This window comes from Neobacillus niacini, from assembly GCF_030817595.1.
GTDB lineage: Bacteria > Bacillota > Bacilli > Bacillales > Cytobacillaceae > Neobacillus > Neobacillus niacini_G.
The window spans coordinates 4,634,380-4,658,659 of record NZ_JAUSZN010000001.1 but is presented as its reverse complement, the minus strand read 5'-3'; the positions used below and the strand labels follow the sequence as shown (position 1 = coordinate 4,658,659).

General features: G+C 40.1%; 25 protein-coding genes and 1 pseudogene. 8 read left to right on the top strand and 18 right to left on the bottom strand.

All coding sequences use genetic code 11. The features are described 5' to 3' along the window. Positions 1-3 precede the first annotated feature (3 nt). The 4 genes from QFZ31_RS22200 to QFZ31_RS22185 form a co-directional block, all read right to left on the bottom strand. The gene (locus QFZ31_RS22200; RefSeq protein WP_307306979.1) at positions 4-1,296 is read right to left on the bottom strand and encodes a glycosyltransferase; all 1,293 of its coding nucleotides are present in this window, start codon (positions 1,294-1,296) and stop codon (positions 4-6) included. A 26-nt stretch (positions 1,297-1,322) separates the two neighbouring features. Continuing rightward, positions 1,323-2,513, bottom strand: a complete 1,191-nt coding sequence (locus QFZ31_RS22195) for a glycosyltransferase family 4 protein (RefSeq protein ID WP_307306978.1) — start codon at positions 2,511-2,513, stop codon at positions 1,323-1,325. Positions 2,514-3,146: 633 nt separating this feature from the next. Beyond that, positions 3,147-5,708, bottom strand: a complete 2,562-nt coding sequence (locus QFZ31_RS22190) for an Ig-like domain-containing protein (RefSeq protein WP_307306976.1) — start codon at positions 5,706-5,708, stop codon at positions 3,147-3,149. A 186-nt stretch (positions 5,709-5,894) separates the two neighbouring features. Further along, positions 5,895-6,413, bottom strand: a complete 519-nt coding sequence (locus QFZ31_RS22185) for a hypothetical protein (RefSeq protein WP_307306974.1) — start codon at positions 6,411-6,413, stop codon at positions 5,895-5,897. Between the two features lie 370 nt (positions 6,414-6,783). Here QFZ31_RS22185 and QFZ31_RS22180 point away from each other — a divergent pair, with 370 nt between their 5' ends. Further along, positions 6,784-8,007: a LysM peptidoglycan-binding domain-containing protein gene (locus QFZ31_RS22180; protein WP_307306971.1), complete on the top strand. Its 1,224-nt coding sequence runs from the start codon at positions 6,784-6,786 to the stop codon at positions 8,005-8,007. A 405-nt stretch (positions 8,008-8,412) separates the two neighbouring features. Here the strand turns inward: QFZ31_RS22180 and QFZ31_RS22175 are convergent, their stop codons facing one another. Beyond that, positions 8,413-9,036 (bottom strand): CBO0543 family protein, encoded by a 624-nt coding sequence (locus QFZ31_RS22175; RefSeq protein ID WP_307306969.1) that lies wholly within the window; start codon positions 9,034-9,036, stop codon positions 8,413-8,415. A 152-nt stretch (positions 9,037-9,188) separates the two neighbouring features. Between QFZ31_RS22175 and QFZ31_RS22170 the strand changes: the two genes are divergently transcribed. Then, positions 9,189-9,494 carry a putative quinol monooxygenase gene (locus tag QFZ31_RS22170; protein WP_307306967.1) on the top strand — a complete coding sequence of 102 codons (306 nt, stop codon included), beginning with the start codon at positions 9,189-9,191 and terminating at the stop codon, positions 9,492-9,494. A gap of 1 nt (position 9,495) precedes the next feature. On the opposite strand, the gene QFZ31_RS22165 is transcribed toward QFZ31_RS22170, so the two are convergent. After that, positions 9,496-10,152, bottom strand: coding sequence for a hypothetical protein (locus QFZ31_RS22165; protein WP_307306964.1), 657 nt, complete (start codon positions 10,150-10,152; stop codon positions 9,496-9,498). Between the two features lie 112 nt (positions 10,153-10,264). On the opposite strand from QFZ31_RS22165, the gene QFZ31_RS22160 reads away from it, so the two are divergent. Then, complete coding sequence (locus QFZ31_RS22160) at positions 10,265-10,600, top strand: DUF3889 domain-containing protein (protein WP_307306961.1); 336 nt, start codon at positions 10,265-10,267, stop codon at positions 10,598-10,600. 29 nt (positions 10,601-10,629) lie between these two features. Here QFZ31_RS22160 and QFZ31_RS22155 read toward each other — a convergent pair whose 3' ends face one another. Together QFZ31_RS22155 and QFZ31_RS22150 are read right to left on the bottom strand one after the other, a co-directional pair. Further along, positions 10,630-11,157, bottom strand: coding sequence for a dihydrofolate reductase family protein (locus QFZ31_RS22155; protein WP_307306959.1), 528 nt, complete (start codon positions 11,155-11,157; stop codon positions 10,630-10,632). After that, positions 11,150-12,124, bottom strand: coding sequence for a serine hydrolase domain-containing protein (locus QFZ31_RS22150; RefSeq protein WP_307311728.1), 975 nt, complete (start codon positions 12,122-12,124; stop codon positions 11,150-11,152). Before QFZ31_RS22150 ends, QFZ31_RS22155 begins: the two co-directional genes overlap by 8 nt. Positions 12,125-12,220: 96 nt before the next feature. On the opposite strand from QFZ31_RS22150, the gene QFZ31_RS22145 reads away from it, so the two are divergent. From QFZ31_RS22145 to QFZ31_RS22130, 4 genes and pseudogenes are all read left to right on the top strand, one after another. Continuing rightward, positions 12,221-12,697, top strand: a complete 477-nt coding sequence (locus tag QFZ31_RS22145) for a DinB family protein (protein WP_307306957.1) — start codon at positions 12,221-12,223, stop codon at positions 12,695-12,697. A 284-nt stretch (positions 12,698-12,981) separates the two neighbouring features. After that, positions 12,982-13,443, top strand: a complete 462-nt coding sequence (locus QFZ31_RS22140) for a DinB family protein (RefSeq protein ID WP_307306955.1) — start codon at positions 12,982-12,984, stop codon at positions 13,441-13,443. A gap of 114 nt (positions 13,444-13,557) precedes the next feature. After that, the gene (locus QFZ31_RS22135; protein WP_307306952.1) at positions 13,558-14,184 is read left to right on the top strand and encodes a LysE family translocator; all 627 of its coding nucleotides are present in this window, start codon (positions 13,558-13,560) and stop codon (positions 14,182-14,184) included. 457 nt (positions 14,185-14,641) lie between these two features. Further along, positions 14,642-14,830 (top strand): annotated as a pseudogene (locus QFZ31_RS22130) (DinB family protein); the annotation flags it as partial. A 62-nt stretch (positions 14,831-14,892) separates the two neighbouring features. On the opposite strand, the gene QFZ31_RS22125 reads toward QFZ31_RS22130, so the two are convergent. The 7 genes from QFZ31_RS22125 to QFZ31_RS22095 form a co-directional block, all read right to left on the bottom strand. Next, positions 14,893-15,732, bottom strand: coding sequence for a PRD domain-containing protein (locus tag QFZ31_RS22125; protein WP_307306950.1), 840 nt, complete (start codon positions 15,730-15,732; stop codon positions 14,893-14,895). 27 nt (positions 15,733-15,759) lie between these two features. Then, on the bottom strand, positions 15,760-17,187 hold the full coding sequence (locus QFZ31_RS22120; RefSeq protein ID WP_307306948.1) for a glycoside hydrolase family 1 protein: 1,428 nt from the start codon (positions 17,185-17,187) through the stop codon (positions 15,760-15,762). 3 nt (positions 17,188-17,190) lie between these two features. Next, a complete protein-coding gene (locus tag QFZ31_RS22115) occupies positions 17,191-19,050 on the bottom strand; it encodes a beta-glucoside-specific PTS transporter subunit IIABC (protein WP_307306945.1) in 1,860 nt (619 codons plus the stop codon). A 769-nt stretch (positions 19,051-19,819) separates the two neighbouring features. After that, complete coding sequence (locus tag QFZ31_RS22110) at positions 19,820-20,305, bottom strand: tetratricopeptide repeat protein (protein ID WP_307306942.1); 486 nt, start codon at positions 20,303-20,305, stop codon at positions 19,820-19,822. A gap of 203 nt (positions 20,306-20,508) precedes the next feature. Next, on the bottom strand, positions 20,509-20,757 hold the full coding sequence (locus tag QFZ31_RS22105; RefSeq protein WP_307306941.1) for a hypothetical protein: 249 nt from the start codon (positions 20,755-20,757) through the stop codon (positions 20,509-20,511). A 61-nt stretch (positions 20,758-20,818) separates the two neighbouring features. Beyond that, positions 20,819-21,061, bottom strand: a complete 243-nt coding sequence (locus QFZ31_RS22100) for a hypothetical protein (protein WP_307306938.1) — start codon at positions 21,059-21,061, stop codon at positions 20,819-20,821. Continuing rightward, positions 21,058-21,807 carry an alpha/beta hydrolase gene (locus QFZ31_RS22095; RefSeq protein WP_307306936.1) on the bottom strand — a complete coding sequence of 250 codons (750 nt, stop codon included), beginning with the start codon at positions 21,805-21,807 and terminating at the stop codon, positions 21,058-21,060. Before QFZ31_RS22095 ends, QFZ31_RS22100 begins: the two co-directional genes overlap by 4 nt. A 210-nt stretch (positions 21,808-22,017) precedes the next feature. On the opposite strand from QFZ31_RS22095, the gene QFZ31_RS22090 reads away from it, so the two are divergent. Continuing rightward, positions 22,018-22,443, top strand: coding sequence for a hypothetical protein (locus QFZ31_RS22090; RefSeq protein ID WP_307306934.1), 426 nt, complete (start codon positions 22,018-22,020; stop codon positions 22,441-22,443). A gap of 63 nt (positions 22,444-22,506) precedes the next feature. Here the strand turns inward: QFZ31_RS22090 and QFZ31_RS22085 are convergent, their stop codons facing one another. From QFZ31_RS22085 to QFZ31_RS22075, 3 genes are read right to left on the bottom strand one after another with little or no spacing between them, the layout of a single operon-like run. Continuing rightward, positions 22,507-22,860: a VOC family protein gene (locus QFZ31_RS22085; RefSeq protein ID WP_307306931.1), complete on the bottom strand. Its 354-nt coding sequence runs from the start codon at positions 22,858-22,860 to the stop codon at positions 22,507-22,509. Between the two features lie 51 nt (positions 22,861-22,911). Continuing rightward, the gene (locus QFZ31_RS22080) at positions 22,912-23,511 is read right to left on the bottom strand and encodes a metallophosphoesterase (protein ID WP_307306928.1); all 600 of its coding nucleotides are present in this window, start codon (positions 23,509-23,511) and stop codon (positions 22,912-22,914) included. A 3-nt stretch (positions 23,512-23,514) separates the two neighbouring features. Further along, positions 23,515-24,177 (bottom strand): HAD family hydrolase, encoded by a 663-nt coding sequence (locus QFZ31_RS22075; RefSeq protein WP_307306925.1) that lies wholly within the window; start codon positions 24,175-24,177, stop codon positions 23,515-23,517. Positions 24,178-24,280: the final 103 nt, after the last annotated feature.

Genomic DNA, 24,280 nt, shown 5'->3' with positions numbered 1-24,280 from the left:
GAACTAGGAGGCATAACGATTATATATTTTCAAGAAAATATTTTTCTCTTTTTCCCAGTTATATTTATTGCTAGCATTAATCGAGTTTTTCTTCATTTCACTATGTTTCTCTGGATTTTTCAACAGCCAATTGACCCCGTCAGCAATAGATACAGGATCATGAGAATCGACATTGACTCCTGTTTTATCGCCTTTTACTACTCTCTCAATCTCCGGGAAGCTGCAAGCTACAACAGGCACACCTGCCATCATGTATTCAAACAATTTGTTAGATGAAGCAGAATAATGGTTAAAACACACATTATTAAGAACTTGGAATCCTATATAACCATTTCTTGTATATTTAGGTAGGTCTCCGACAGGAACTTTCGGATGAAACTTTACTTTTTCTTCAAGCTTCATTTCCCTAACCTTCGCTTGAAGTTCCTTCTTTATTTTCCCATCGCCAACAAGGACCAACACACCTTCATTAAAAAGTGGCGCTGCCTCAATTAACTTATCCAACCCTCGTCCGGTTTGAATTCCACCTTGGTACAAGAGGATTTTCTCGTTTCTCGGTATGTCTAAAACCTCATGTAAATCAATCTTTTCTACATGATGATTTTTTCTCTGTTTGAATGGGTAGTTATGAACAACATGTGGATAAAATCCATATAAGTCCTCGTTATATTTTGCTCTAGTGTTATTTTCAACAATCATTTCGTCGATTTTCTTTATAAGAAAAGCTTCCATTTTCCCATGAATCGGACTTGAATATCCAGTTCGACTTGTTTGGACTTCATGTGAATCATATATCAATTTCTTTGGTTTCAATCGCCACTTAGCACTGATCCATCCTTGAGGAAGGGTATTTAAATCATTGGAATGATATATATCATAATTTCCGCTATACCCTTTCAAGATCATCCGCAATGTCAGGCTGCCTCTTACCCATAACACTCTAACCTTTGTTTTAAGCAATAAGAATGCCAAAATGGTTAAAGGGATTACAGCAATCGGAGCTAAAAAAGCAAGTACTCCCCAAATAAGCAAACAAAAAGCTCCAAACAACTTATTCTGTAAGGAGAAGCGGTAAAACTTTTGCATCAGTTCAAGTAAAACTGGATATCTTCTTAATCGATATACTTTAAAACGGTCATTTCTTTGCTCAAACCACGGAAGGTTTGCGTCCTTTGGGTCATGAATACAAATTAAATCTACATCAAACCCAGCCTCTGACAATGCCGTACACTCTCGTAATACCCTTGCATCATTGGTAAAATGATTCCAAACAAACATCCCAACTTTTTTCGACATTGTTCTCCCCATTCCTTTTTAGAGCTTTATTTCATATAGTCGACCAACTTCTTAATGTTGGTTTCCCAGTTAAAGTTCTTAAGAATTACTTGTTTCTCTCTTTGAGCCATTTCTTTTCGTAACGCATTATTATTTAATAACGTCTTAATATGTGTCAAAATTTCTTGTGGTTCTGTTGTGTTACTTACGATCCCAACCCGTTCTTCTTCTACTATTTTTTTCGAGTAACCATCAATAACACCAACGATCGGGACACAACAAGTCATATAGTCAATAATTTTTCCTGGTAGGACCGTCTTAAATACTTCCTCATCCTTTAACGTAACCAAGCCTAAATCATGTTCTGAAATGATTTTTAAGCACTGCTTTCTTGTCAGCGGCTTAATAATCGTAACATTTTTATATTCTTTAATGGAGCTAATAAGCTGTTTTTTATTTACACCGTATCCTATTATCGTCAACTTGATTCCTTGTTCATCTAATAAAGGAGCAAGCTTATGAATTAAATCCGTGTTTTGCGCAAGACCAAGGTTTCCGGCGTAGATGACTTTCTTTGTTGTTTCGTTTTCTTCCTTATTAATAGAAGCTATTTCTTCATTTATGGCACCATTTGGAATAAATACTATTTTCGACTCTTCGATGTTAGCCTTTTTTTGAATGTACCTTTTAAAACCTAAACTGTTAATGACAATTTTGTCTGATTTTTTATAAAGTACTTTTTCCAAAACACCAAAGAAGTTCAAAATAAGTGAATTGTTAAATACCCCAACTCCCTTTAAAGACTCTGGCCATAAATCTCTAATATCTAAAATAAAATTACTTTTATAACGATATTTCGCAAGCAAGCCAACAAATCCAGTAAATATTGGGGGTGAAGTAACAAATATATAATCATATTGCTTCTTATCTCTAAGAATAAGCAGCATAAATTTTAAGGCGATCTCTAGATAATAAAATAATCGATTTAAAATACTGGTTGAATATTTTCTGCTAGAAATACCAATTCTAATTATGTTATCTTTTTCACAATTTAACGAATCCTCATCCCAGAAGTCTCCATCTTCATAAATCTTCTTATTCGGATAGGATGGTTCAGATGTGAAAATTGTTACATCGTAATTTTCATTTTTTAATTGCATATAAATGTTTTTTATTCGATTAGCGTGGCTCCCTATTTCCGGGTAAAAATGCTGGGATATGATTAATACACGTTTCACTAAAGGGTACCACCTTTTACTTTAATAAATAAATTTGTCTGTTTATATTTTCGTGTTATTTGTAAGTAAATGTAAATCATTTTCCTTACTTATAGTACGGCCTAATGACGAGAAAATAAATAGGAATCATGAATTTACAATTGATTACCAAATGGACATAAAATCATCCAATTAGCAGAAAATCCCTGCTACTATCAATCACAACGTGAATATAAATTTAAATATCTAATTGAAACTTAATTTCTTCATACTTTCTCTATCTTTAGATATTTACTGGGTTTTAACCGTATTAATCATTTGTATCGAATCGTAAAGAGTTAGATGTACGTTATTGATCATCACACTAACCATTTTTTGCTCCCCACTATTTTCAGGCTTGCCTATTCTGATTATTCATAGTAATACTCCGCCAAATTATTACATAATCCTTTGACTTTCTACTATTTTATATTACTTTCAAGCATTTGCCCGCAAACCCTTACTAGTTTATCACTTTTACTACCTAGGGTAAAGGAAGGAAATTGTCGAATAATGTCACTTTATATATATCTTTGTAAAGATTGTTCTAGTGAAGTGTTGAACCATATAAAAAAGTGGAAAGGATATTTTCTCCCTTTCCACCTTTATTAAGGATTATGGATTGTAAATAAAATTGAACCCTCCACTAATCTTCTGATAACTGATCTTTCCTGGTGATAATTGACCCCAATGGATATACCAGTCCCCGTTTACTGACACCGCCTGCACGCTGCGACCTTCCATTTCAAATAAGCCATTGCCTTTATCTGTGTATGGAATACTTAACGTCTTTAAGGCATTCCAATTCACATACGTATGACCATTTATTCCGTAACCACCTTGAGCAAAATCAGTTCCATTCAACTGTACCTTCCGTGCTTCGTAACTTGGCATTATTTCCACTTCTGTTGCACTTTCATTTCCAGCTATATCTTTAGCTATAACGGTGAGAGTAGTACCTGCTGTTTGTGCCTCTATTGTAATACTAAACTTCCCATCACCATCCGCCTTACCGCTTCCAATAACACTATCTCCACTCTTTATAGTTACATTTGCATCTGCTTCCGTTGTGCCCTTTACCTCAGTTGTTTTATCGTTGATTGCCTCTACTGTTGGTGCAACAGGTGCAGTAGTATCAGCCTCTTCCACTTGTAACGTCTGAGTGGACAAATAGTCAGCCATATTTCCAGCATTGTCCTCAAAACCTAACTCTACTGAATAAGTACTTTTTCCAGAGGTAACAGGATCTACATAATCTGCTTTCCATACATCACTTGTTCCATCATATATTAAGTCAATAGTAGCTATATTCATATCGGTATCATTATACAAATACACAGTTGCGGATTTAATTCCAGATTTGTCATCGACGAGCTTTGCTTCAAAGTGTACGGTTTCTCCTTGCCTTACTGTTGCTGGAGTCATCACTAAGCTTTCTGCTACTGGTGCGGTATAATCTCCATCAGGGTTATGGACTGTGAATGAAACAGCGTCAGTAAATTGTACTGTTTGATTTTCTTTCGAGTCTACCGCTTCAATATAATTAATGTTAATGACTTCTCCGTCAGGAACATTGTTTGGAATCGTGACGGTACCTATCCATTTACCCTGGGTACTGTCGTAAGTTAAAGCAACACTTTGATTTTCATAGTAGTATGCTGTCACAGAAGCAACACCTGACTCTGTGTCTTCAACAGTTGCCGAAATGATGACCTGCTCACCTGCATTAACCTCTGTTTTATCCAGCTCAACAGCTGAAATGACAGGTCCTGTATGATCACCTTCAGGATTCACTACCGTAAAGCCGCCTTCCGCATTTACAAAATCTAAATTAAATGATGTATCATAAGCAGCAATACTTACCGTATAGAAACCAGGGTCCGTTGTTTCCTGTACCAGATAGTTACCAATCCACTGATCAGTTACTTCATCATAACTCATTTCAACATATTGAGACCCCTCTTGACTGTAGAAAGTGGCTCTTACGGAATCTACTCCTACATTGTCAGTTACCTTGGCCGTAACCGTGACAGTTTGACCAATCTGTACTTCTCCCTGTGTTACTTGTACATTTGAAATAACAGGAGCGTCAAAATCACCATCATTGTTGATAACATCAAAGGCTGCAGGGTATTCTTTAAAACCGCTATTTCCTGCACTTTCTGTAGAATGAATAGCAACATTCCACACCCCAGATTGGAAACCGGATTCATCAATTGTCATGTGACGAAGATAGATATCATTCGGGTTGTCTATATGTGTGAATTCAGCATATACTGAACTTACATCTGATTGTTCATCACTCACAGGAACTGATAGTTTAACAGACTCACCTGGAGTTGCCGATTTCGGTGTAATGACTGGAACACCGATTGCCGGTGCTGTATAGTCACTAAATGGATTGGTTAATACCAATTCTTCCTCAAGTGTTACCCAATCAAGGTTCCCTGCTGTGTCAAACATATCAATATCAATATACCACGGACCCGACTGATCGTTTTCGCTAAAATAATGACTGCCTACCCACTCACCTGTTGCTTCATCTAGGGTTAACGGAACATAATGATAACCAGTACTATCTGCCGTGTATACCGCTGCAAATACAGAATCCACTTCATTATTATCCTTTACTTTTGCCCGAATGCTGACCTCTTCGCCTACCCCAACGGCAAGGGGTGAGATCACAACTCCCTCTAAAGTTGGTGCAACAGCGTCACCGCCATTTGGATTAATCACTTCAAATTCAATGGGACTTGTTGGTATAGCATAAGTATAATTACCATTGGAGTCATATAAATCAAAATCTATTATCCAGGTACCTTGTAGATCTAATTCCGTGATAGTATATGTACCTTTCCTTTCTCCTGTCGCGGTATCAAGTTCTAAAGGAATACTTTTGTATCCATTTCCATTTGGTAGATTCAAATAAGCCTCTACAGATGCCACTTCACTTAAATCATCTGTAACTTGAGCTGTAATCGTAATAGTTTCACCTACTGCTACGGTGGATGGAATAACCGTTACGGTCTCCAGAACGGGTCCGGTAGTATCTTCTGTCAACGCTCCAATAGCGGTAGAATCTACAGCTGCTTTTACTTGACTCTCCACTTTTATGGTTTTTACATTTTGTCCTGATTGTTCTCTGCCAAGGCTCCTCCTGGCAAAGCTAATGAGCACAAAATACTAATAACGATGGACCTTTTCCTCAAACATAGCCCTCCCTAATGTAAATTCTTTACCTAATTTCTCCTCCTTACTTACTATATATAGGTAATTTATCTCATTTTAGAACATCCTCTATCAGGTTTATGATCACCAGAGTTTTATCCATAAAATAATGGAACACCCTAGTAGCCTATTAGACTAAGAAAATTTCTTTAATTCATTTATCACTTTTTCAATGCGTCTTTCCTTTTGAATTCGATATAATTCCACGTATTCTTCTCCAATATTTTTGTTCAGCTCTTTTGAGATTACCTCTTTTTGCATGCTGGCAATAATCTGATCGATCCGGTTTTTTGTGCTTTGTTCATACTCGTTATAAATCTCAAGGTACTTTCCTTCTAATCTCGAAACATCCTGTTTTCTTTCTTTTTTGACACTAAATTCTTTTTGTGCCTGTTTGACTAATTCTACAAGTCTTTTATCCGCTAATTGGTTCACCTTTTCCCATTCCGGCTTAAACATTCTTTTAATCTCTTCGATCGTTTCTTCTAGTTTTTTCGTCTCAGGATTAGAAAGGTGCGCTTTATTCACAACCTGACTTACTACTAAGTTCTCTCCGGAAGACCTTTGGTGGTTTTTATCCTTACTCATAACGAACAATAGACTGGCTCCGGCAATAACCACGCCAAGAGCAAATACAAACCAATATTTTTTCATTTGTTCACCTCAATGGATTTTGTGTGGGAAGTTCATGGATTAAAAGGCATAAGTACTTTTAAAAGGAAATGAGTATTGGCAGGAAAGTACGACAGAGGAGCAGTTTAAAATTCCTATGCGATGGGCACAAAAATAAACCTCCTTCAGTGAAGTACACTTATTATATAGTAATTTTATCCCACTCCAGAACTTCCACAGGACTATTCACACTGTAAATTTATCTTTCAAGAAGTGAGTTTTTTCTTCTTATATCTTTTATTTAGCTACTTTTTTGATATATTCAGTCACACTTTTCAATCTTTGTAGTTCAAACAAGGAAATTCATGGTAGAATATGTGTAATATACCAGAATAATAGAGGTGACTTACAGGTGAAGAAAACGATCGTTCGAGCAGTTTCGACTGCTGCCTTTCTTTCGACTGTATACGCTGGTTCCGCGTACGCCAGTGAACATACGGTTGCAAAGGGAGATTCTTTATGGAAAATTGCAACAAAATATCAAACTACTGTTTCTGAACTAAAAAAATTGAATAACTTGAATTCTGACTTTCTTCAAGTGAATCAAAAACTGAAGGTACCGGCTCCTGAACAACCTGTGCCAACAGTAGCGGCTAGTACGACTGCTTCTTCTACTAGTGTTTATGTGATTAAAAGCGGTGATTATCTTGGGAAAATTGCCAAGCAATTTAATACAACCGTTAATGAGTTGAAATCACTTAATGGCTTGACCTCTGATAGGATCTATATGGGACAAGCATTGAAGGTGCCTGGAAAAACGGGGACACCGACAGCTGTTACTTCACCAGTAGAATCTCCTTCAACTTCTGTTTACACAGTAGTAAGCGGTGATACTTTAAGCAAGATCGGTGTACAGTATAAAATAAGTGTCGCAGAATTAAAGAAACTTAATAGCTTAAGTTCCGATATGATTTATGTAGGGCAGAAATTAAAGGTTAATGGTAAGGCTGCAGTTACCACTCCGACTCCTGCAACACCAGTTACACCACCCGTTGAACCTACGAAAACATCAGAATATACCGTAAAAAGCGGAGATACCTTAGGTAAAATTTCGCAGCAGTATAAAATGACACTGCAAAAATTAAAAGAGCTCAACGGTTTGAAATCAGATATGATCTATGTTGGCCAAAAACTGAAGGTTACTGGCGAAAGTGCAGCAGTGACCACACCTGCACCCGTACCTGCACCTGTAACTGGAGCACCAGCTGGAGATTTTGCAACTGCATTTATTGAGGCTGCACAAAGCGTGATGGGCGTACCTTATGTTTGGGCTGGGTCTACGATAAATGGCTTTGATTGCAGCGGATTCATCTATTATGCGGCTAACAAAGCAGGCTACAAAATCGGCCGCTATTCCGCAGCAGGCTATCACAGCCGTTCTTACTATGTCGATCAGCCGCAACCTGGCGACTTAGTCTTTTTCGAAAATACATATAAAGTAGGAATCTCTCATCTTGGTATCTACATTGGAGATAATCAATTTATCCATGCCGATGAGAAAAAGGGTATTACGATCTCAAACCTATCTAACCCTTACTACACAGCCCACTTTGATGGATTTAAACGATTCTATTAAGCTTTTATTTTGAAACTAGCCAGGCATTTATTTGTCTGGTTTTTTTCAGTTATGTAGATATGCCTTCGGGGACGTTGGCAGGTGAAGTAGTGGTTTTGCAGGAAGAATTGGCAGGTAAACTTACCTTTTATACAGGTCGAGCTGTATGATTTGCAGGTAAGATGGGGTTCATGAAAGAAGAGAATATAAATTCAGGCTTCACCCTAGAATTCAAGCTTCATTTCGGGCCTATTTATCCATTTAATTACCAGAGCCAGGCTGTCGCCTGGCTTTTTCAGCTATGTAGATTTTCCTTCGGGACTGGTCGGCAGGTGAAGGGGTGGTTCTTGCAGGTAGAATGGTTAATTAGGCAGGTAAACTAACCTTTTATGCAGATAGAGCATCTCTTTTTGCGGGTAAACAAATTTACTTTAACACTGGACCTTTCTTTGTAGTCCCCGTTCCCACTTTGCTGCCCTTTTCCTGAGCATTTTTTTGAAATCGCAAAAAGATGTCTGTAATCACTTTTGATAAGACGAGGATCACGATATAAGTTAGAAACAGGTGATAGTAGGTGGCCCATGCGTTGAACTTAAACAAATTGTGCATGACAAAAATCGGTTTTAGAATAAACGAAAGGAACACGCTTAAGAGCAGTGTATAGAGGTAATAGTTTTTATTATGTTTAATCGTCCATTGATACACCAATATAAATGATACCGGGACCAGCGATGCGTCCATTCCGAGACTGTGCGCGACAAAAGGGATCATCTTATAAGGATACGTCCAAAGTCCTTGCGTGGAACCAAAGTCATCAAAATAGCCAAACCAAACATGGACATTGAATCCATAGAAGCCGAGATGGAGTGCCCTTTTCCAGTCCATCGCAAAATAAAGAATGATTAGCGGGGACAAAAACATCACAACGTGAAACCAAAATTGCCAAGTATCAAAAGCGGAATACTCTAGCCAATATTTTAGCCATTGGTGGGATCCCTCTTGCTGTTCTTTTATTAACTTTTGTAAAGCCTCTCTTTGAGCATCACTCATGGATTTCCCTGCCTTGGATCGTATTTTGCTCTTAATTTACCCAAATTGTTGGTAAAAAGTTGGAAGCCCAATAAAATTTTTTTAATTAGTATATCGACAAGGAAATAAGGCGATGAAAGTAGAATGGTTACATACACGAGGAGGAATAAAGTATGGAGAAATTCGGGATTTACGGCAAGTTAATTGCAAAAGAAGGCGAGCGCGAACAACTGGCAGCGATTCTTTTAGAAGCAGCTGAATCGCTGCAAAATCATGCGGATTGCGAATTATATCTTGTCAGTGTGGCACCAGAGGACCCTAACGCGGTTTATGTGTATGAGGTATGGAGCAGCGAGAGTGCCCATCAAGGGTCATTAACGCTGGAGTCAACACGAACATTAATTCAGCGAGCGAAACCCTTCCTTGCTGGAATGGAAAGGATTTCGACGCTGGTTCCTAAAGGCGGCAAAGGAATATAATCTATTCCTTTGCCTTTAGATTTAGCTGCTTCACCATAGATGTGACAAGCGTATCCAAAGGATTGATAATGGTTTGAGATGTTTCCTGCTCTACCTGCTGTGCCGCTCCAACCATAGATAGTTGCGCAACCGAAATAACCCTCTGCTGATATTTTTTTAAAAAATTATATACTTCATTTTGGTACTCATCTTTTTTCCCGCTCATGATTAAAGCAAAGGTATTCTCGATGACCTGAACCTCGATATCCAGCTTCTTCTGATGATTTTTCGCAAATTGCTGAAGCCTGTCCATTGTTCCTGGAACAGTATCAGGGTTGGTAAACACAATTGTTTGGGGCTGGTCAATCTGACAAAGAGCCTCAAAGTACGGTTCATCCATCTTAATGATCGGCACGTTTGTTGAAAGTTCCCCCAGTAAGGCAATATAGTTGGTACAGGTGATAAGGACGGCGTCCACACCTGATTTCACCACCCATTCTACTTGTTCCTTTACTTTCCTCTCTGCATCGGACTTCGTGAAATCCGGGTCCGACATCACACGAGCCATCAATCCCGGATCAACAAAATGACTTAACTCAACCTCATAGGCTGAAAGTGCTATTTCGATATAATCAATGTTCGAATAATGTGCATGCAAACAGCCAATTTTTTTCTTCAAGCTCTCGCACCTCTTTCTTTTCTTAATGGGTCTAATATCCCGTTTATGAAGCTAAGTACATATTTTTTACAATGGATGCCATCATAGTAAGACACATAAAGGGGGTGCTTACATGAAAAAGCTTCTAGTTTGTTTAATGATCCTTTTTGGCTTTAACAGTGCCTATCTACCTCAGTTCGACGATGCTGCCTATGCCCAACAGAAACCCACTCCTCCCTATGCTAAGTGGAGTAAGGTAGCAATGGACAAAACAAAGGAAAAGTATCCGAATGCGCAAATCGTTGACTATCTTTATGTTGGACGAAAAAATGGAGACCGTACTTCAACTGAGAAATTTAAATTATGGTTAAAAGAAAATCAAAAAGAATTCGGTGTCTATGTAGACATTGAATTTATCAAAGAAACTGAACAAGTTGTCAATGTTACTTATACAGAAACGGCTAGTTAATGGCGGCCGGCCAGGGGTCCATGATAGTGTTATCTTTTGGCTTCATAATGCAATTCTGCAAATTGTTTAAACGAGCGAACATCGACCAGAGTGAGTTTGTTTTCCTGGTCCCCTGGCACAAACAACGGAATTCCCTTCCCGATGATCGTTGGAGCAATCTGAATAATAAATTCATCTACCAGCTTTAGTAGCGGCTTTAATACTTCTCCACCACCTACTACCCAAATCCGTTTACCTTCCTGTTCCTTCAGGGACTGGGTGAAACCCGAGATATCTTCATTAATAAAGGTAACATGTTTATCTTGGCCTGTCATCGTGCGGGAAAAAACATAACACGGCTTCCCCTCGTAAGGGAATTTTTCAGGCGAGAGAATCGCGATTTGGTCGTACGTACTTCTTCCCATCAGAATCGTATCGACACTGTCGTAAAATTCCTGATAACCCGTTTCTTCTTCCCCCTCCGTCCCAAATAACCAATCCAATGAATGATTTTCACGGGCGAGGTAGCCATCCAAACTGATTGCACCGTAGAATACTAACTTGCTTTGTTTACTCATCGTTAAGCCTCCCTTGAAACGTATCCGCCACTAAATTGCTAAACTCCCTTAAGTAATGAAGGTAATTACTGCCTCCATAGTTATATCGTTTATTGAACATTTTTGCCACAACAACATTGTATTCTGGAATCACTAGTAGTGCTGGTCCGGTAACGCCTAGTATTTGATAAGACCCTTTAGGGACACGATCACCCAATTCGCTGTGTTTGGCCGGGGTACCTTGGACAAACCAGAATAAGCCGTTTTGGGGCAGATCCTTATTTTTAAAATGAGGACTTTTGACTTCCGTTGCCAATTGAATCACTTCTTTTGGAACAATCCCCATTCCCTTGTTCAAATGAAGATTTCCCCATTGTGCAAACTCTCGAGCCGAGGTATGGAGATTGGAATCCATCCCGTTGTTCGTTTGTCCTAATTTATAGGAGGCTGGCTCTTCGGGGTAATCAACGACCGGAACTAAGTTTTCATTTGGCTCTGTTTGCCAAGCCGTTTCCTTGAATCCTAATGGCTGAAACACTCTCTCTTGTAGGAGCTCGGGAAAGCTTTTACCATAAAGCCTGTTTACCAATTCGGTCATTATTAAGTTGTTAATCCCTCTATACGCCCAACTCTCACCTGGTGCAAACTCTCGAAATATTGTTCCATCCTCCTGTTGATGTAAGCCGTGAGAATGGGTAACCAGATGCCTGATGGTGGTTTTCCCTAGAAGTTCCTTATCTATGTGTTCAAAATATTGAACAGCTAAGTCATCTAAATTCATTTTACCTTCATACAAAGCATATGCTATCACTAAACCTAGATAACTTTTTCTTGCAGAAGCCACATTAAATTGCGAGGTTTCATCAATCGGGCGGGAATTCTTTATGTTAGAATGATAGCCGCTATAGTGCTCTAATACGATTTTATCGTCCTTGATAATCACAAGTGCCGCCCCGCTGCTATGGTTGAGATTCTTTATATCTTCTATATGAAATTAACTTTTGAAAAATCGTAGTCACACACCTTTCTAGTATTTTTAATTCTATATGTACTTGGTATTATCCTTTAGTAGGGGGATACGGACGTGAAAAAGTTGATTGAAGAGTATCGTTGTGGATATGGGTTGCTGCTGGACGCCATTGAAGGGCTGAATAAGGAAGAGTTGCGGTTCAAACCTAGCCCGGATCAATGGAGCATTCATGAAATCATCATCCATGTTGCGGATTCTGAACTGGTTTCGACACAGAGAATGAAAAAAGTATTGGTCGAAGAGTCGCCCGTTCTTGAGTCATTTGACCAGGAGGCATGGGCTAAGGAGTTAAGGTATGAGGATTTGGACCGTGAAACTTATCTTCTCCTGTTCAAATTACTTCGTTCCAGCATGGTGCCTGTTTTAGAGGGGCTGAATGCCGAGCAAAGTAAGCGTGTCGGGATGTATACTGACGCTGGACCGTTCACGTTCAGACAATTGCTAGAATATCGTGTTCAGCATGTCCGCGGACATCTAGCCCAAATCGAGCGGGTGAAAGAAGCGTATCGGCAGAATGGTTGTAACCCTTAATCCTGTTCTAACATATACTATATAAGATGGGAGGAAGCACCTCGCATCACCTAGACTGACTTTCCAAAGTCAGTCTTTTTTTACGGGCCGAATCACGGACTTATGTGCCTAATTTCTAATTTACGCGCCGGATTTATCTTTTACGTGCCGATTTCTAAATTTACATGCCAAAATTCCAACTTTACATGCCAAACCCACCAGTCTAGATAAAACCACAAGATTATAGCAGGAATTCCCAATTTTATATCGAATAAAATGCTAGTGAAAAAAAGGAGGGTATACATATGAAACGCCGTCATGAGGTGCTGTTTACGCAATTAGAAAGCTATCGAAGTTATGTTTTAGGAGTACTAGAAAATGTTTCAGAAGAAGAAGCTGAAGTAATTCCAAAAGGATTCAACAATAATATCCGCTGGAACCTTGGGCATATTTATCTCGACCAATACCTATGGATTCAGGCTGTGACAAAAGAGAAGGCGGGAGTTCCTGAACAGTTTCAGACTTGGTTTGGATACGGAACGTCACCCGCAAACTTCACTCCAGATACGCCTACGATTCACGAATTGAAGAATCTTCTAAAAGAGCAACCTGCTCAAATCAAGACACAGTACGGCGAGCGATTGGAAGAAGACTTTCCGCCAACTGAAATGGGCATGCACACCATCGAACAAGTTCTCATTCGAACTATTTTCCATGAAGGCATGCATCTCCAGACCATTCTCGATTTGAAGAAATGCATGAAGTAGGACAAGGCCCCTTTCATGTATGAAAGGAGAAAAAAGAGGACTAAAGTTACTTACTATTCTACTTATTTATGGTAAATTAACGTTAACCCAAATTCTCGAAAGGAGTTGGTTAAAATGGAGAACTTTTATTTGTTTGTCCTGATGTGCATTCTGCTCATTCTTTTACCTGGCCCTGATACGGCCATTGCGACAAAAAACACCCTCACTGTCGGTAGAACAGGCGGTTTTAAAACGATATTTGGTACTTGTTGCGCCTTACTCATTCACACATTGGCAGCCGTCGTTGGCCTTTCAGCGATTATTGTAAAGTCTGCCATGTTGTTTTCTATCTTTAAATACGTCGGTGCTGTGTATCTCGTGTATTTAGGCGTGAAAACATTATGGGCACTCAGGAGCAAGAATACCACGCCTGAAATAGGTTCAGAAAATAAATATGAAGGTAAGTCTTGTTTTAAACAAGGTTTCCTAACCAATCTTCTCAATCCAAAAGTAGCGGTATTTTTCCTAACCTTCCTGCCACAGTTCGTTGATTCAGGCAGCGAAACCTTTTTACCGTTTCTCACCATGGGGATCACGTATACCCTCTTAACCGCAGTATGGTTTTTGTTCTATATCTATTTACTTAATCAGATTAGCGCCTTCATGAAAAAGCCTAAGACCCAAAGGATAATGGAGGGAATCACTGGTACCATCCTAATCGGTTTTGGGGTAAAACTAGCCCTGGAAAAGGCTCACCATTAGAAAGGCAGTGGATTCATTTCCACTGCCTTTTGTTTTAGCATTTACACCTATCAGGATCTTTGAAATTGGCTCTTTTAAAATTGAATGTTGATTTCGCTGTGTTTGGAAAATAAGCGGAGAATTTCCGCTTAAATTGGGAATTCCCCATATTTCCTTAAAAATAAGCGGAGTTTTTCTGCTTATTGTATGCAAATCCTTGAAATTTGGTCTTATTTAAAGCAGTTAACCGGAATAACTCCGCTTATATTTGCTTCTTTAGGTGCCTTTATATACAATAGCCGGAAATTCTCCGCCTATGGATTCTCAACCCTGCACAAAAATCAACAACGAATAGAATAATAACAGAGCCTTGAAATTAAAATAATGACCATGTTGAATATCTGTTTCGACTTCAATCCTATACAATCGCTCGCACGATATAATAGGAAAATGTTTTCGGCAGACCTTCACTGACTGCATGCTGTTCATAGATTTTGCTACACGTCGCCATGAGGTATTGTTTAACCAATTAGAAAGCTATCGAAGTTATATTTTAGGGGTACTAGAAAATGTATCAGGAGAAGAGGCTGAGGTGATTCCAAAGGGATTCAACAATAATATCCGCTGGAACCTTGGGCATATTTATCTCGACCAATACTTATGGATACTTATGGATACATATAAATTTTATAGATAAAGAGCCTCCAAACGAAGGCTCTTTTTGGATAATTAGGTTTCATTGGTTGAAAATCGGACTAGGTGAATAATTAGATAAAAGACTTCTTCGTTGGTAATGTAATTACCAGTCATGTTTTCGCAGTAGGTAGCGATGGATTGGGAGCATTTGAACTCGTCTGGATATTTGGTTTTATGGTGTTCGTATAGGAATGAGTCTTTGGAATTCAGTTGTTTGTTGTCAAAGATTCGTCGGATAAAGTATTGCAGGTGGGTGACGAATCGGTTGTATCGCATGGATTGGTGATCAAGTTTGACGTTTAGTTGGTACCGTACGATGTTGAGTATGTCTTTGAGCATGGTGACGGCGAGTACAGTGTTTTCAAAGTTTTCTTCCTCGTTTTTGGCGTTGACAAGGTGAAAGGCGATATTGCCAGCTTCTTCTTCGGGTAAGTTGATGTGCAGGTGCTCGTTTAGGTGAGTGATGACAATCATGCCTGCTGCGTACTCTTCCGGGTAGTGAATGCGTATGTCGTTTAAGAGTTTATTTTGTAAGATTACGCCTTTTTCGACGCGTTCGATGGCGAAGGCGATGTGGTCGAGCAGCATTAGGAAGTAGCGGTCGTCGAGTTCGTTACGCCAAGCGGATTTCATTTCTTCGAGTGCACTATTGATTGTGTCCAAGTAGTCTCGTGGGATGCTTTCGAGTAGGTGGACGTATTCTTGTTTTGTGCGCTGATCGTTTGGCGTGAAGATTTTTTCGACAGAGCTTTCCTGAATGAGATCGCCTTCTTTGCTATTGAAGCCAAGTCCTTTTCCCATGACAATGATTTCTTGTCCGTTTTCATCTCTTGAGAGCACAAGGCTGTTATTTAATACTTTTTCTACCTTCATTAATCATCACCATCTTTATCGTGACATTTACGTGCGCTGGCTTAGTCCTTCATTTCCGTTGGATGCAATGACACGTTGATACCAGTAAAAACTGTCTTTTTTGATTCGGCTCATGTCTTTTAAGTCAAATTCTCCTCGATTTACGTAAATGAATCCGTATCGTTTGGCGTAGCCTTGATGCGTGCTGACAACGTCCATCGCAGCCCATGGGCAGTAACCGAACACTTCAACGCCGTCAGAAAGAGCCCATTGAATTTGTTCAAGATGTGCTTGAATAAAGTCGATTCGGTAATCGTCGTGAACAGCGCCATCTTCTGTGAATTCATCGGGTGCACCGATGCCGTTTTCGGTAATGATGATCGGCAGCTGGTACCGTTCGTATACTTTTCTCAGGGTGAGGCGTAAGCCAACCGAATCGATGACCCAGCCGTATTTTGTTTTATCGACGTATGGATTTTCCTCTGGTCGATAGACGCCGGGTTCGCCTAGCATAATTTGCTGGTCACCAGCTCGAGGGCTTACATCACTTGCGTCTCCGGTACTCTCTGCAATCGTTGCAGTTGAATAATAATTGATAGCAATAAAATCAGGCTGCCCTTGTTGGATTGCAAGCAAATCGCCTTCTTCAATCGCTGGTATCCAGCACCGCTCTTCTAAGTAACTCCATAATAACCGGTTGTACCGTCCGTGTACAGCAAGATCGAGAAAACTCCAGCCGCGGAGCACTTCCCAGTTGTGAGCAGCAATTGCGTCTTCCGGTTTGCTGGTTGCTTGGTACATGGATGTCATGTTTAGTGCTGGTCCAATTTTTGCTTGTGGACAGAGTTCATGGCAGAGTGACATCGCTTTTCCTTGGGCAACAAGCATATGGTGGTTTTGCTGATAGAGCTCTTTTTTGGAAGGCAACGATCCGCCTTTCGGAATACCGACAGCGCCAGGATGTAAAATGAGCGTGTTTTGTTCATTAATCGTAAGCCAGTGCGTGACTTTGCCGCCAAAGCGTTCAAATAAAATGCGGGCATAGTTCACGAAGGCATCAATCGTCTCGCGGTTGTTCCATCCGCCTTTTTCTTCAAGTGCGTATGGAAGGTCAAAATGGTACAGCGTGACGATGGGTTCGATTCCGTAACGAAGCAATTCGTCGATAACACGCTCGTAGTGGGCGAGACCTTTTTCATTAACGGTACCGGTGCCTTCTGGTAAAATGCGCGTCCACGCAATAGAAAAACGGTATGCCTTTAGTCCAAGTTCATGGAACAGCTTGATATCTTCTTTGTAGTGATGGTAGTGGTCACTCGCTACGGTGAAGCCGGCGGTTCCTTCTGGATGCTCCATCATATCAATGACTGATTTTCCTTTGCCGTCTTCATCCCAAGCGCCTTCAACTTGATAAGCAGATGTGGAAGCCCCCCAAAGAAAATCCTTTGGGAATGGCTTCAGTTTTGTGTAATGCATAATTTATGCCTCCAGTTTCGTAATATGCATCAGTGGTTCGCCTAAAGAAATGTGTTTTTCTTTAACTGGATCCAATTCGTTAAATTTGTCATGGTTAGTGATGATGATCGGTGTGACTGTTTCATATCCCTTTGCTTGAATGGATTGACGATCGAATGTGACAAGCGCATCACCTTGTTCTACGCGGTCTCCTTGTTTTACGTGCGTCTCAAAGTATTCCCCTTTTAGACTGACGGTGTCAATCCCCACATGGATTAGTAATTCAATACCATTGTCGCTTCGAAGACCAACGGCGTGCTTAGATTCCATCATTGTTACGACCTCACCGGCAAACGGTGCTCTCACTTCATTTTGATCTGGTAAAATCGCAATCCCTTTTCCAATCAGTTCATTTGCAAAGACATGATCTTTTACAGTGTTAAGCGGAATGACTTTTCCTGATAGCGGGCTAGCGATCACCTCTGCTTGATTCGTTGTTCCCTTTTTTGCATGTGTTTGTGTTTCTTCTACCGGGTCCTCAAAACCTAAAATCCAGGTTGTGGCAAATGTGACGACAAATGCAATCGCAATGGTAATAAGTGCGTGTACGATATTCATTGGATTCTCCCCGATAAAGGCAGGGATAGCCGCAAGTCCTGGTGAAACGAATGCGTAGCGGACAAGACCAGAAAGACCGGCATAAATTCCCCCACATGCCCCGCCAATCATCGCTGCGATTAATGGTTTCTTTAGTTTAAGCGTAACTCCGTAAAGCGATGGCTCTGTAATCCCAATTAAGGCAGTGAAACCAGAAGAACTAGCTAATTGTTTTAGCTCTTTGTTTTTTGTTTTCATCGCAACCGCAAGCGTAGCGGCACCTTGTGCAATGTTGGATGCAAGCATTCCTGGGCCATTGATCATTTCTTCTCCATTATTGGATAGCTGCGTTGTAGCAATAGGAGTCATTGCCCAAGCAGTTCCGGTAATAATTAGGAACGGCTGTAGTCCACCCATTAGCATTGGGATTAACCAGCTTGCACGGTTGTTAATGCCTTCTGCGCCAAGAGCAACAAGATCATTTAAGTATGTGCCAATTGGTCCAATGACGATTAACGCAAGAGGAGCGGTAATGATTAGGATTAACATTGGTTTCAAAAAAAACTTAATGATCGATGGTGAAACACGTTCAGCAAAGCGTTCAATGTAAGACATAATCCATACGGTAATAATTATCGGTAAAACAGAACCAGCATAATCAGTTAAGCGTACTGGTATGCCCATAAAGAAAAGAGCTTCTTCAGAGGCTAAAACCGACGACCAGTTCGGGTGTAGTAACACGCCGGCGATAGTCATGGATAACACCGGGTTGGTTCCGAACTTAATTGATGCTCCGTATGCAAGTAGTACAGGCATAAAGAAGAATGCTGCATCCGCGACAGTGTTTAAGATAAAGAAAGTTTGGCTTTCATTGGTTAATACGCCTGTTAACACAAGCACTGCCAGCACGGCTTTGATCATCCCGGCACCAATAATGGCAGGGATAAATGGTGCGAATGTGGTAGAAATGACGCTGATTAAACGAGAAATGACGCTCTTTTTTTCTTCTTTGGCAGTATTAGCATTTGCACTCCTCGGGTGCTCGCCCATTTCATTTTTGATGGTACGGAAGGCTTGTTGGACCTCATTTCCCACGATAACTTGGAATTGACCGCCTTTATTGACGACTGAGATGACGCCCTGTAACTTTTCGATTTTAGCAACTTCGACTTTAGAAGAGTCATAGAATTCAAATCGAAGTCGGGTCGCACAATGGGTTATCATCGCTACATTTTCTTTTCCACCTACAAGTTTCAATATGTCTTTGCCTAGCTGTTTATAATCCAAACCGTTATCCCCCTTTACGAATTACTGATATGAGTAAAACAAAAAAAGACCAAAATAAGATGCACCTATCCCGTTAAGAAATAGAGCAAATTATTTTGGTCTTGCCTGCATTACCAGTAACACGCCAATTTAATTTGTTGTTTATTATGAAACGCTTACGAATAAATTATCATAACTATTTGTATATTACAAGAGCTTTTTTATGTCGACCATAATGGAAAATTAATGAAGTATGGACGAAGCGTGTGCGGGTTGAAAAAATTTGCCGATCTTCATTATGAGGGATACACATACGACAACAATAGGATTTCCGAAGAGGATTTCTTTTTTTATATTTCGCCACAATCAGAACTCTATGAAGAGGATAGATTGCGTGTAAAACACGCTCAAGATGGCAATATCATTAGGTTAATCAGCGATAAAATTGTTGATGGTAAAGCAGATCAGTTTACATATAATGTTAAACCGCCCAAAAGATAAGTGTCTGCACTTAAAAGATAACGGGATAAGGGTAGCTTAATACACAGAAGGTGAGATAAATTTGGCTTTTTATGGGATCTTCTTATTAAACCAACAGGGGAGTTAAGCAAACTCCAAAATAAATACAGGGAATAGCTTAGTTCCATAAGGTTCTGGGCTATTTTATTTTTCTAGAAGAAAAAGCACCGCAAATACGGTGCAAATTGACGTGCATTTTAAATTACATTTTAAGCCGTAAATTCACTTTTTGCGATGGGAAACGGAACCCGTTACAGCATACCTACTTTTGCTACTTCCAAGTTTTATCCAATTTATCCGAATAGAATTGAATCGCCCTTTTATAATGGAGGATATCCTCATCCGATGTCGTTTCAATCAAACTGGTAAGCAGAATCTCCATGGCAGTATTATGCTCTTTTAAATTATAAAGTGTCATTGAATAGAATACCTTTAAAGCCCGATTGCTCGGAAATAAATCCAGACCCTTTTGAAAAACGTTTTTCGACTTTGCATATTCTCCTATGGTACGGTAGGAACTTCCTAAACCAAGTATGGCTCCCTCTAAATCCTTTCCAGACAGCCCCATGTCAATCGATTTTTCATAAAAGGGTATGGCTTCGGTTTCCTTCCCTAATAAATCAAAGCTCCAGGCACATTGGTAGTTCACATAGGGGTCTGTTGGAAACTCCTGTACTACTTTTAAAAGTGATTCGTTTGACTCCACGGCTTTCCCTACATGTCGTAGTTCAATCGCTTTTATCACATCTTTTTGCATCGGCTTCACTCCCTACACACTGGCTCGCACAATATAACGGGAAAATGTTATCGGCAGACCTTCACTTCCTGCGTGTTTCTCGAAAATTTTTGTTATCTCTGATAGGGTTTCTTTTACAAGAGTTTCATAGATTTTTGGATGTTACCCAAAACAACGATATTTAATGACGTCCTCTGGAGTGTGCAGATATTCAATACTATTTACTACTTCCACGTCCGATTCAGCTGGCTCAATTCCAATCTTTTTTGGATATTCTCTAAGTTAGGTGTCCCCTCGGTGACTTTGAAGAGATTTGGGAATAGGATTGGTAATTCTTTTCCCAGCTCATCACCGGGATGTAGCCCGAGAATCTCTCCGCCCTTCTTCACTACTTTTTTCAGATGGGGATAAACCGAAGTTGGACCCTTTCGATCATAGGCACAATCAAACTCATCCCACCACAAAAGATACATTCGTACGACTGTTTTCCACCCCCAATTTATTGAATTTTTCGGTTACATCAAAGCCGACGATTTATTTTGCATACTTGGCACACTGCATCGTGAATTCCCCATGGCCGCAGCCAACATCTAACACTTTTTTGTTCCTGATGACACTAGCCACCTCTTCATCAAAAATCGACTCTCCATTTGGGTTTGTATAGGTAGATTTCCACGAATATTGGTATTTTCCTTCGAGCCTTCCCAACTGTTCGTACCATTGCAGCGAATGGGGCGGAAGCCATTCCGGAAGAGTAGTAGGGTCTAACAGTTTCATATCAATCCCTCCACTGAATCTGTCACCGCTTTCCATACTGAGGAAGTTGGGTCCACAACCATAAAATGCTCTGCTTCCGGGAGTCTGATTAATCGGACGCTATCCCCCAGCTCCCTTGCCCTCCGATGATATTCCTGACTCAAAGAGACCGGAACATGACGGTCTAACTCACCATGAATTAAAACTTGCTCCACATTCAAGGGCAGCAATTCGATTGGGGACGCAATTGGTAATTCTTCCATTGAGTCGCCTAGAAACGCTGTAACGGGACTGGACATCCCTCTTTCCTTATGTATCTGCAGCATTTGGTCAAGGTCTGTAACCCCAGCGAGGCTGATAATTCCTTTTAGTGGAACGACCAATGGGCTGTCCTTTACATTCAAAAATGATCCCAACAAAAGTGCCAAGTGACCGCCGGCTGAATGCCCGATGACCACCAATTTTGAAAGGTCAAGCTGATAAGTGTCCTTCAGCTGGTCTAGGTGATTAACCGCACTGACTACATCATGGAAAGTACCCGGCCACGCCCCGCCTTCCTCACCGATCCGGCGGTACTCAATATTCCACGTTGCATAACCGCGCCGCGCCAAATCTTCAGCTAATGGTTCGTTTTCCTCAAGACTATATTTCGACTGCCAAAAACCGCCGTGAATACTCACCACCACAGGACAGTTTCCGGGCGCCTCGGGTCTACGCAATTCACCAAATTGTGATGGATGCTTCCCATATGCTATTTTAATTGTCATCTACAAAACCTCTCTTTACAAATTAACCGCTATACCTTTTTCGCGAGAAGAATGAAAATTCCTCTATTAAGATGGCCATGTGCTACAATCTAGTTTGTTTTTTTTAAAAAAGATGGTTTGGGTGGAAGGGCTTATCATTCGAATTTAGCCCAGATTCGGTTAAGAAGAGGTATAATGGAATACGAGTTTACGTCTATTACGGAGGTTATGATGAGTTTTTTTATAAGGTTAAATACGATTAGTGCCCTATACGCTTTAGCATTGTTTATCGCCATCGAACTCATAATAAATGTTTCTCATATTAGTGAGTTAACCGGATGGGAATGGGATCATGTTTACATTGTCATTGCTGTTATTAATGTTATTGGACTTCTACTTGCGACTCTTATATTTATTAGCTTAACGAAAAAATGGCTGTTAGGCAGTAAAAACAGTTATTGGACACTTATTCTCTGGGTCCCTTATTTTATTATTTTATTCTACTTTTTCACTGTTTTTGTTCCTCTTAATTCAGGGTTGATGCTTTTTCCTAGATTTAGTCTGTTGATTTTTGGGTCTGGCTTGCTGTTTCCAGTTTACATTTTATTTATCCATGTAATTGCTACACCTATAAGTACAGATGAAGGGCACCTCTAATACGCAGCCATGGAAAACGCTCAGCATTCGAAAGGCAGTGGATTCATTTCCACTGCCTTTGTTCTAACATTTACAAATCATTAAAAGATTTCCATCCGGGTCTTTGAAATTAAAATAATGCCCATGTTGAACGTCCGTTACAACGTTAACACCTTTATTTTTCATAAACGTAAAAGCTTCTTCAATGTTTAAGGTATTGAAATGGAACACCGGTGTTTGAAATACATTATTTTCGGAATAGATTTTGCTATCTAAAACAATCTCCGTACCTTCCATGGGAATGACATAAAGATGGCCAAACTGGATTTCACCCGCTGCTTCGATACCTAATAGATCACAATACCAATCTCTTGCTCTCTCTATGTCTTTTACTGGAATAAAAACTGTCCCGATTTGATTATGGATAGGACTATTCATTTTAAACAACCTCCGATACTAACTTCTACGGCTTTTTTTTAAAAGACCAATCTATTTATCTCTGCTATCTGTTTTTTCCCGGATGAATTCAATTACCTCGCCATTCGGTTGGATTTTTACACCCGTGAGAAAACCTGTGTAGGCTGCACCCGTATCAATATTCCAAGAATGACTATGTTCATCATACTTAGGCTCCTCACACGGCGTGTGACCAATAATCTGCAGTTTACCAATGTTCTTCAAGGGACTTCGATTCCAAAGGACACTGTATCCATCGTCCTCCTTAAACGGATTCGTCGCTTGCTCCGCGATTCCGGCATGGCTTACAAACAAGTGCTCATTTTCGAAAAATAGCGGCAGCTCCTTCATCCAACTCACATCATCCTTGCAATCTCGCTTCTCGGCCTCATACTGCCGCAGCGTTTCCTCCCCACATTGCCGAAGCCAATTGTGGTTGGGCTGATTTAGTACATGATCAATGATTTCAAACTCATGATTTCCTTTTAAAAAGATAGCTTGCTCGGGAAAGTCCGCTTTTAATTGCCTTGCCAGCTGAATCAGCACTTCATTCTCCTTGTTCCAATGCTTCGTAATCAGATTCTTAAACGTATAATAGCAACCGTGAACATCACCGATGACCAAATAATTCATTGTTTAGTTCTCCTTATTTAAAAATAAAAGTAATTCGGCTAGATCATCCACTATGTAATCCGCTTCAATCGACTCCCATTGAGGGTCTTTCTTCCAAACCCCTTTCATTCCAACATTCTGAGCCGCTTTCACATCATTCTCAGGGTGGTCCCCGACAAAAATACTCTGCTGAGCTGAAACGTTGAGCTGATTCAGGGCTCTTTTAAAAATTTCGGGGTCTGGTTTCTTAATTCCTTCCCATTCTGATATTAAGATAGTGTCAAAATACTTTTCAATTCCTAATGCCTTAATATTATCGAGCTGGAACTGTCCTCTTCCATTTGTAATCATGCCTAATCTGATGTCGCGGCTTTTTAATTTATCCAGTGTGGAAATGAGATTCGGGAATGGAAAGCAGTGATTTTTGAATTCTGAGAGGTAGTCTTGAAGCAGTTCTTCCCATGTCATCGCCGTTATTTGAAACTCCTCCACCAACCGCTGATACACCTTATCCTTCCAAACATATCCGCGTTGATCCAATTCTATAAATCTCTTTATATAGTTCTCTCGCGGAATATGTCCTACGATTCTATGCAGCCTGTCATATTGGTGGTCAATGAACTTTTTTACCGATTCATCCCGGTCTAATAACGTTCCATCTAAATCGAATAATACTGCTTTTATCATTTGTCTGCCCACTCCCTTTCTTTTTTGGATCGTTCAAAATCCCGGTGTGGTGTTTTATATTACCTATTTTACAACCTGCGAAAATGTTTCCGCCACCTGCTGA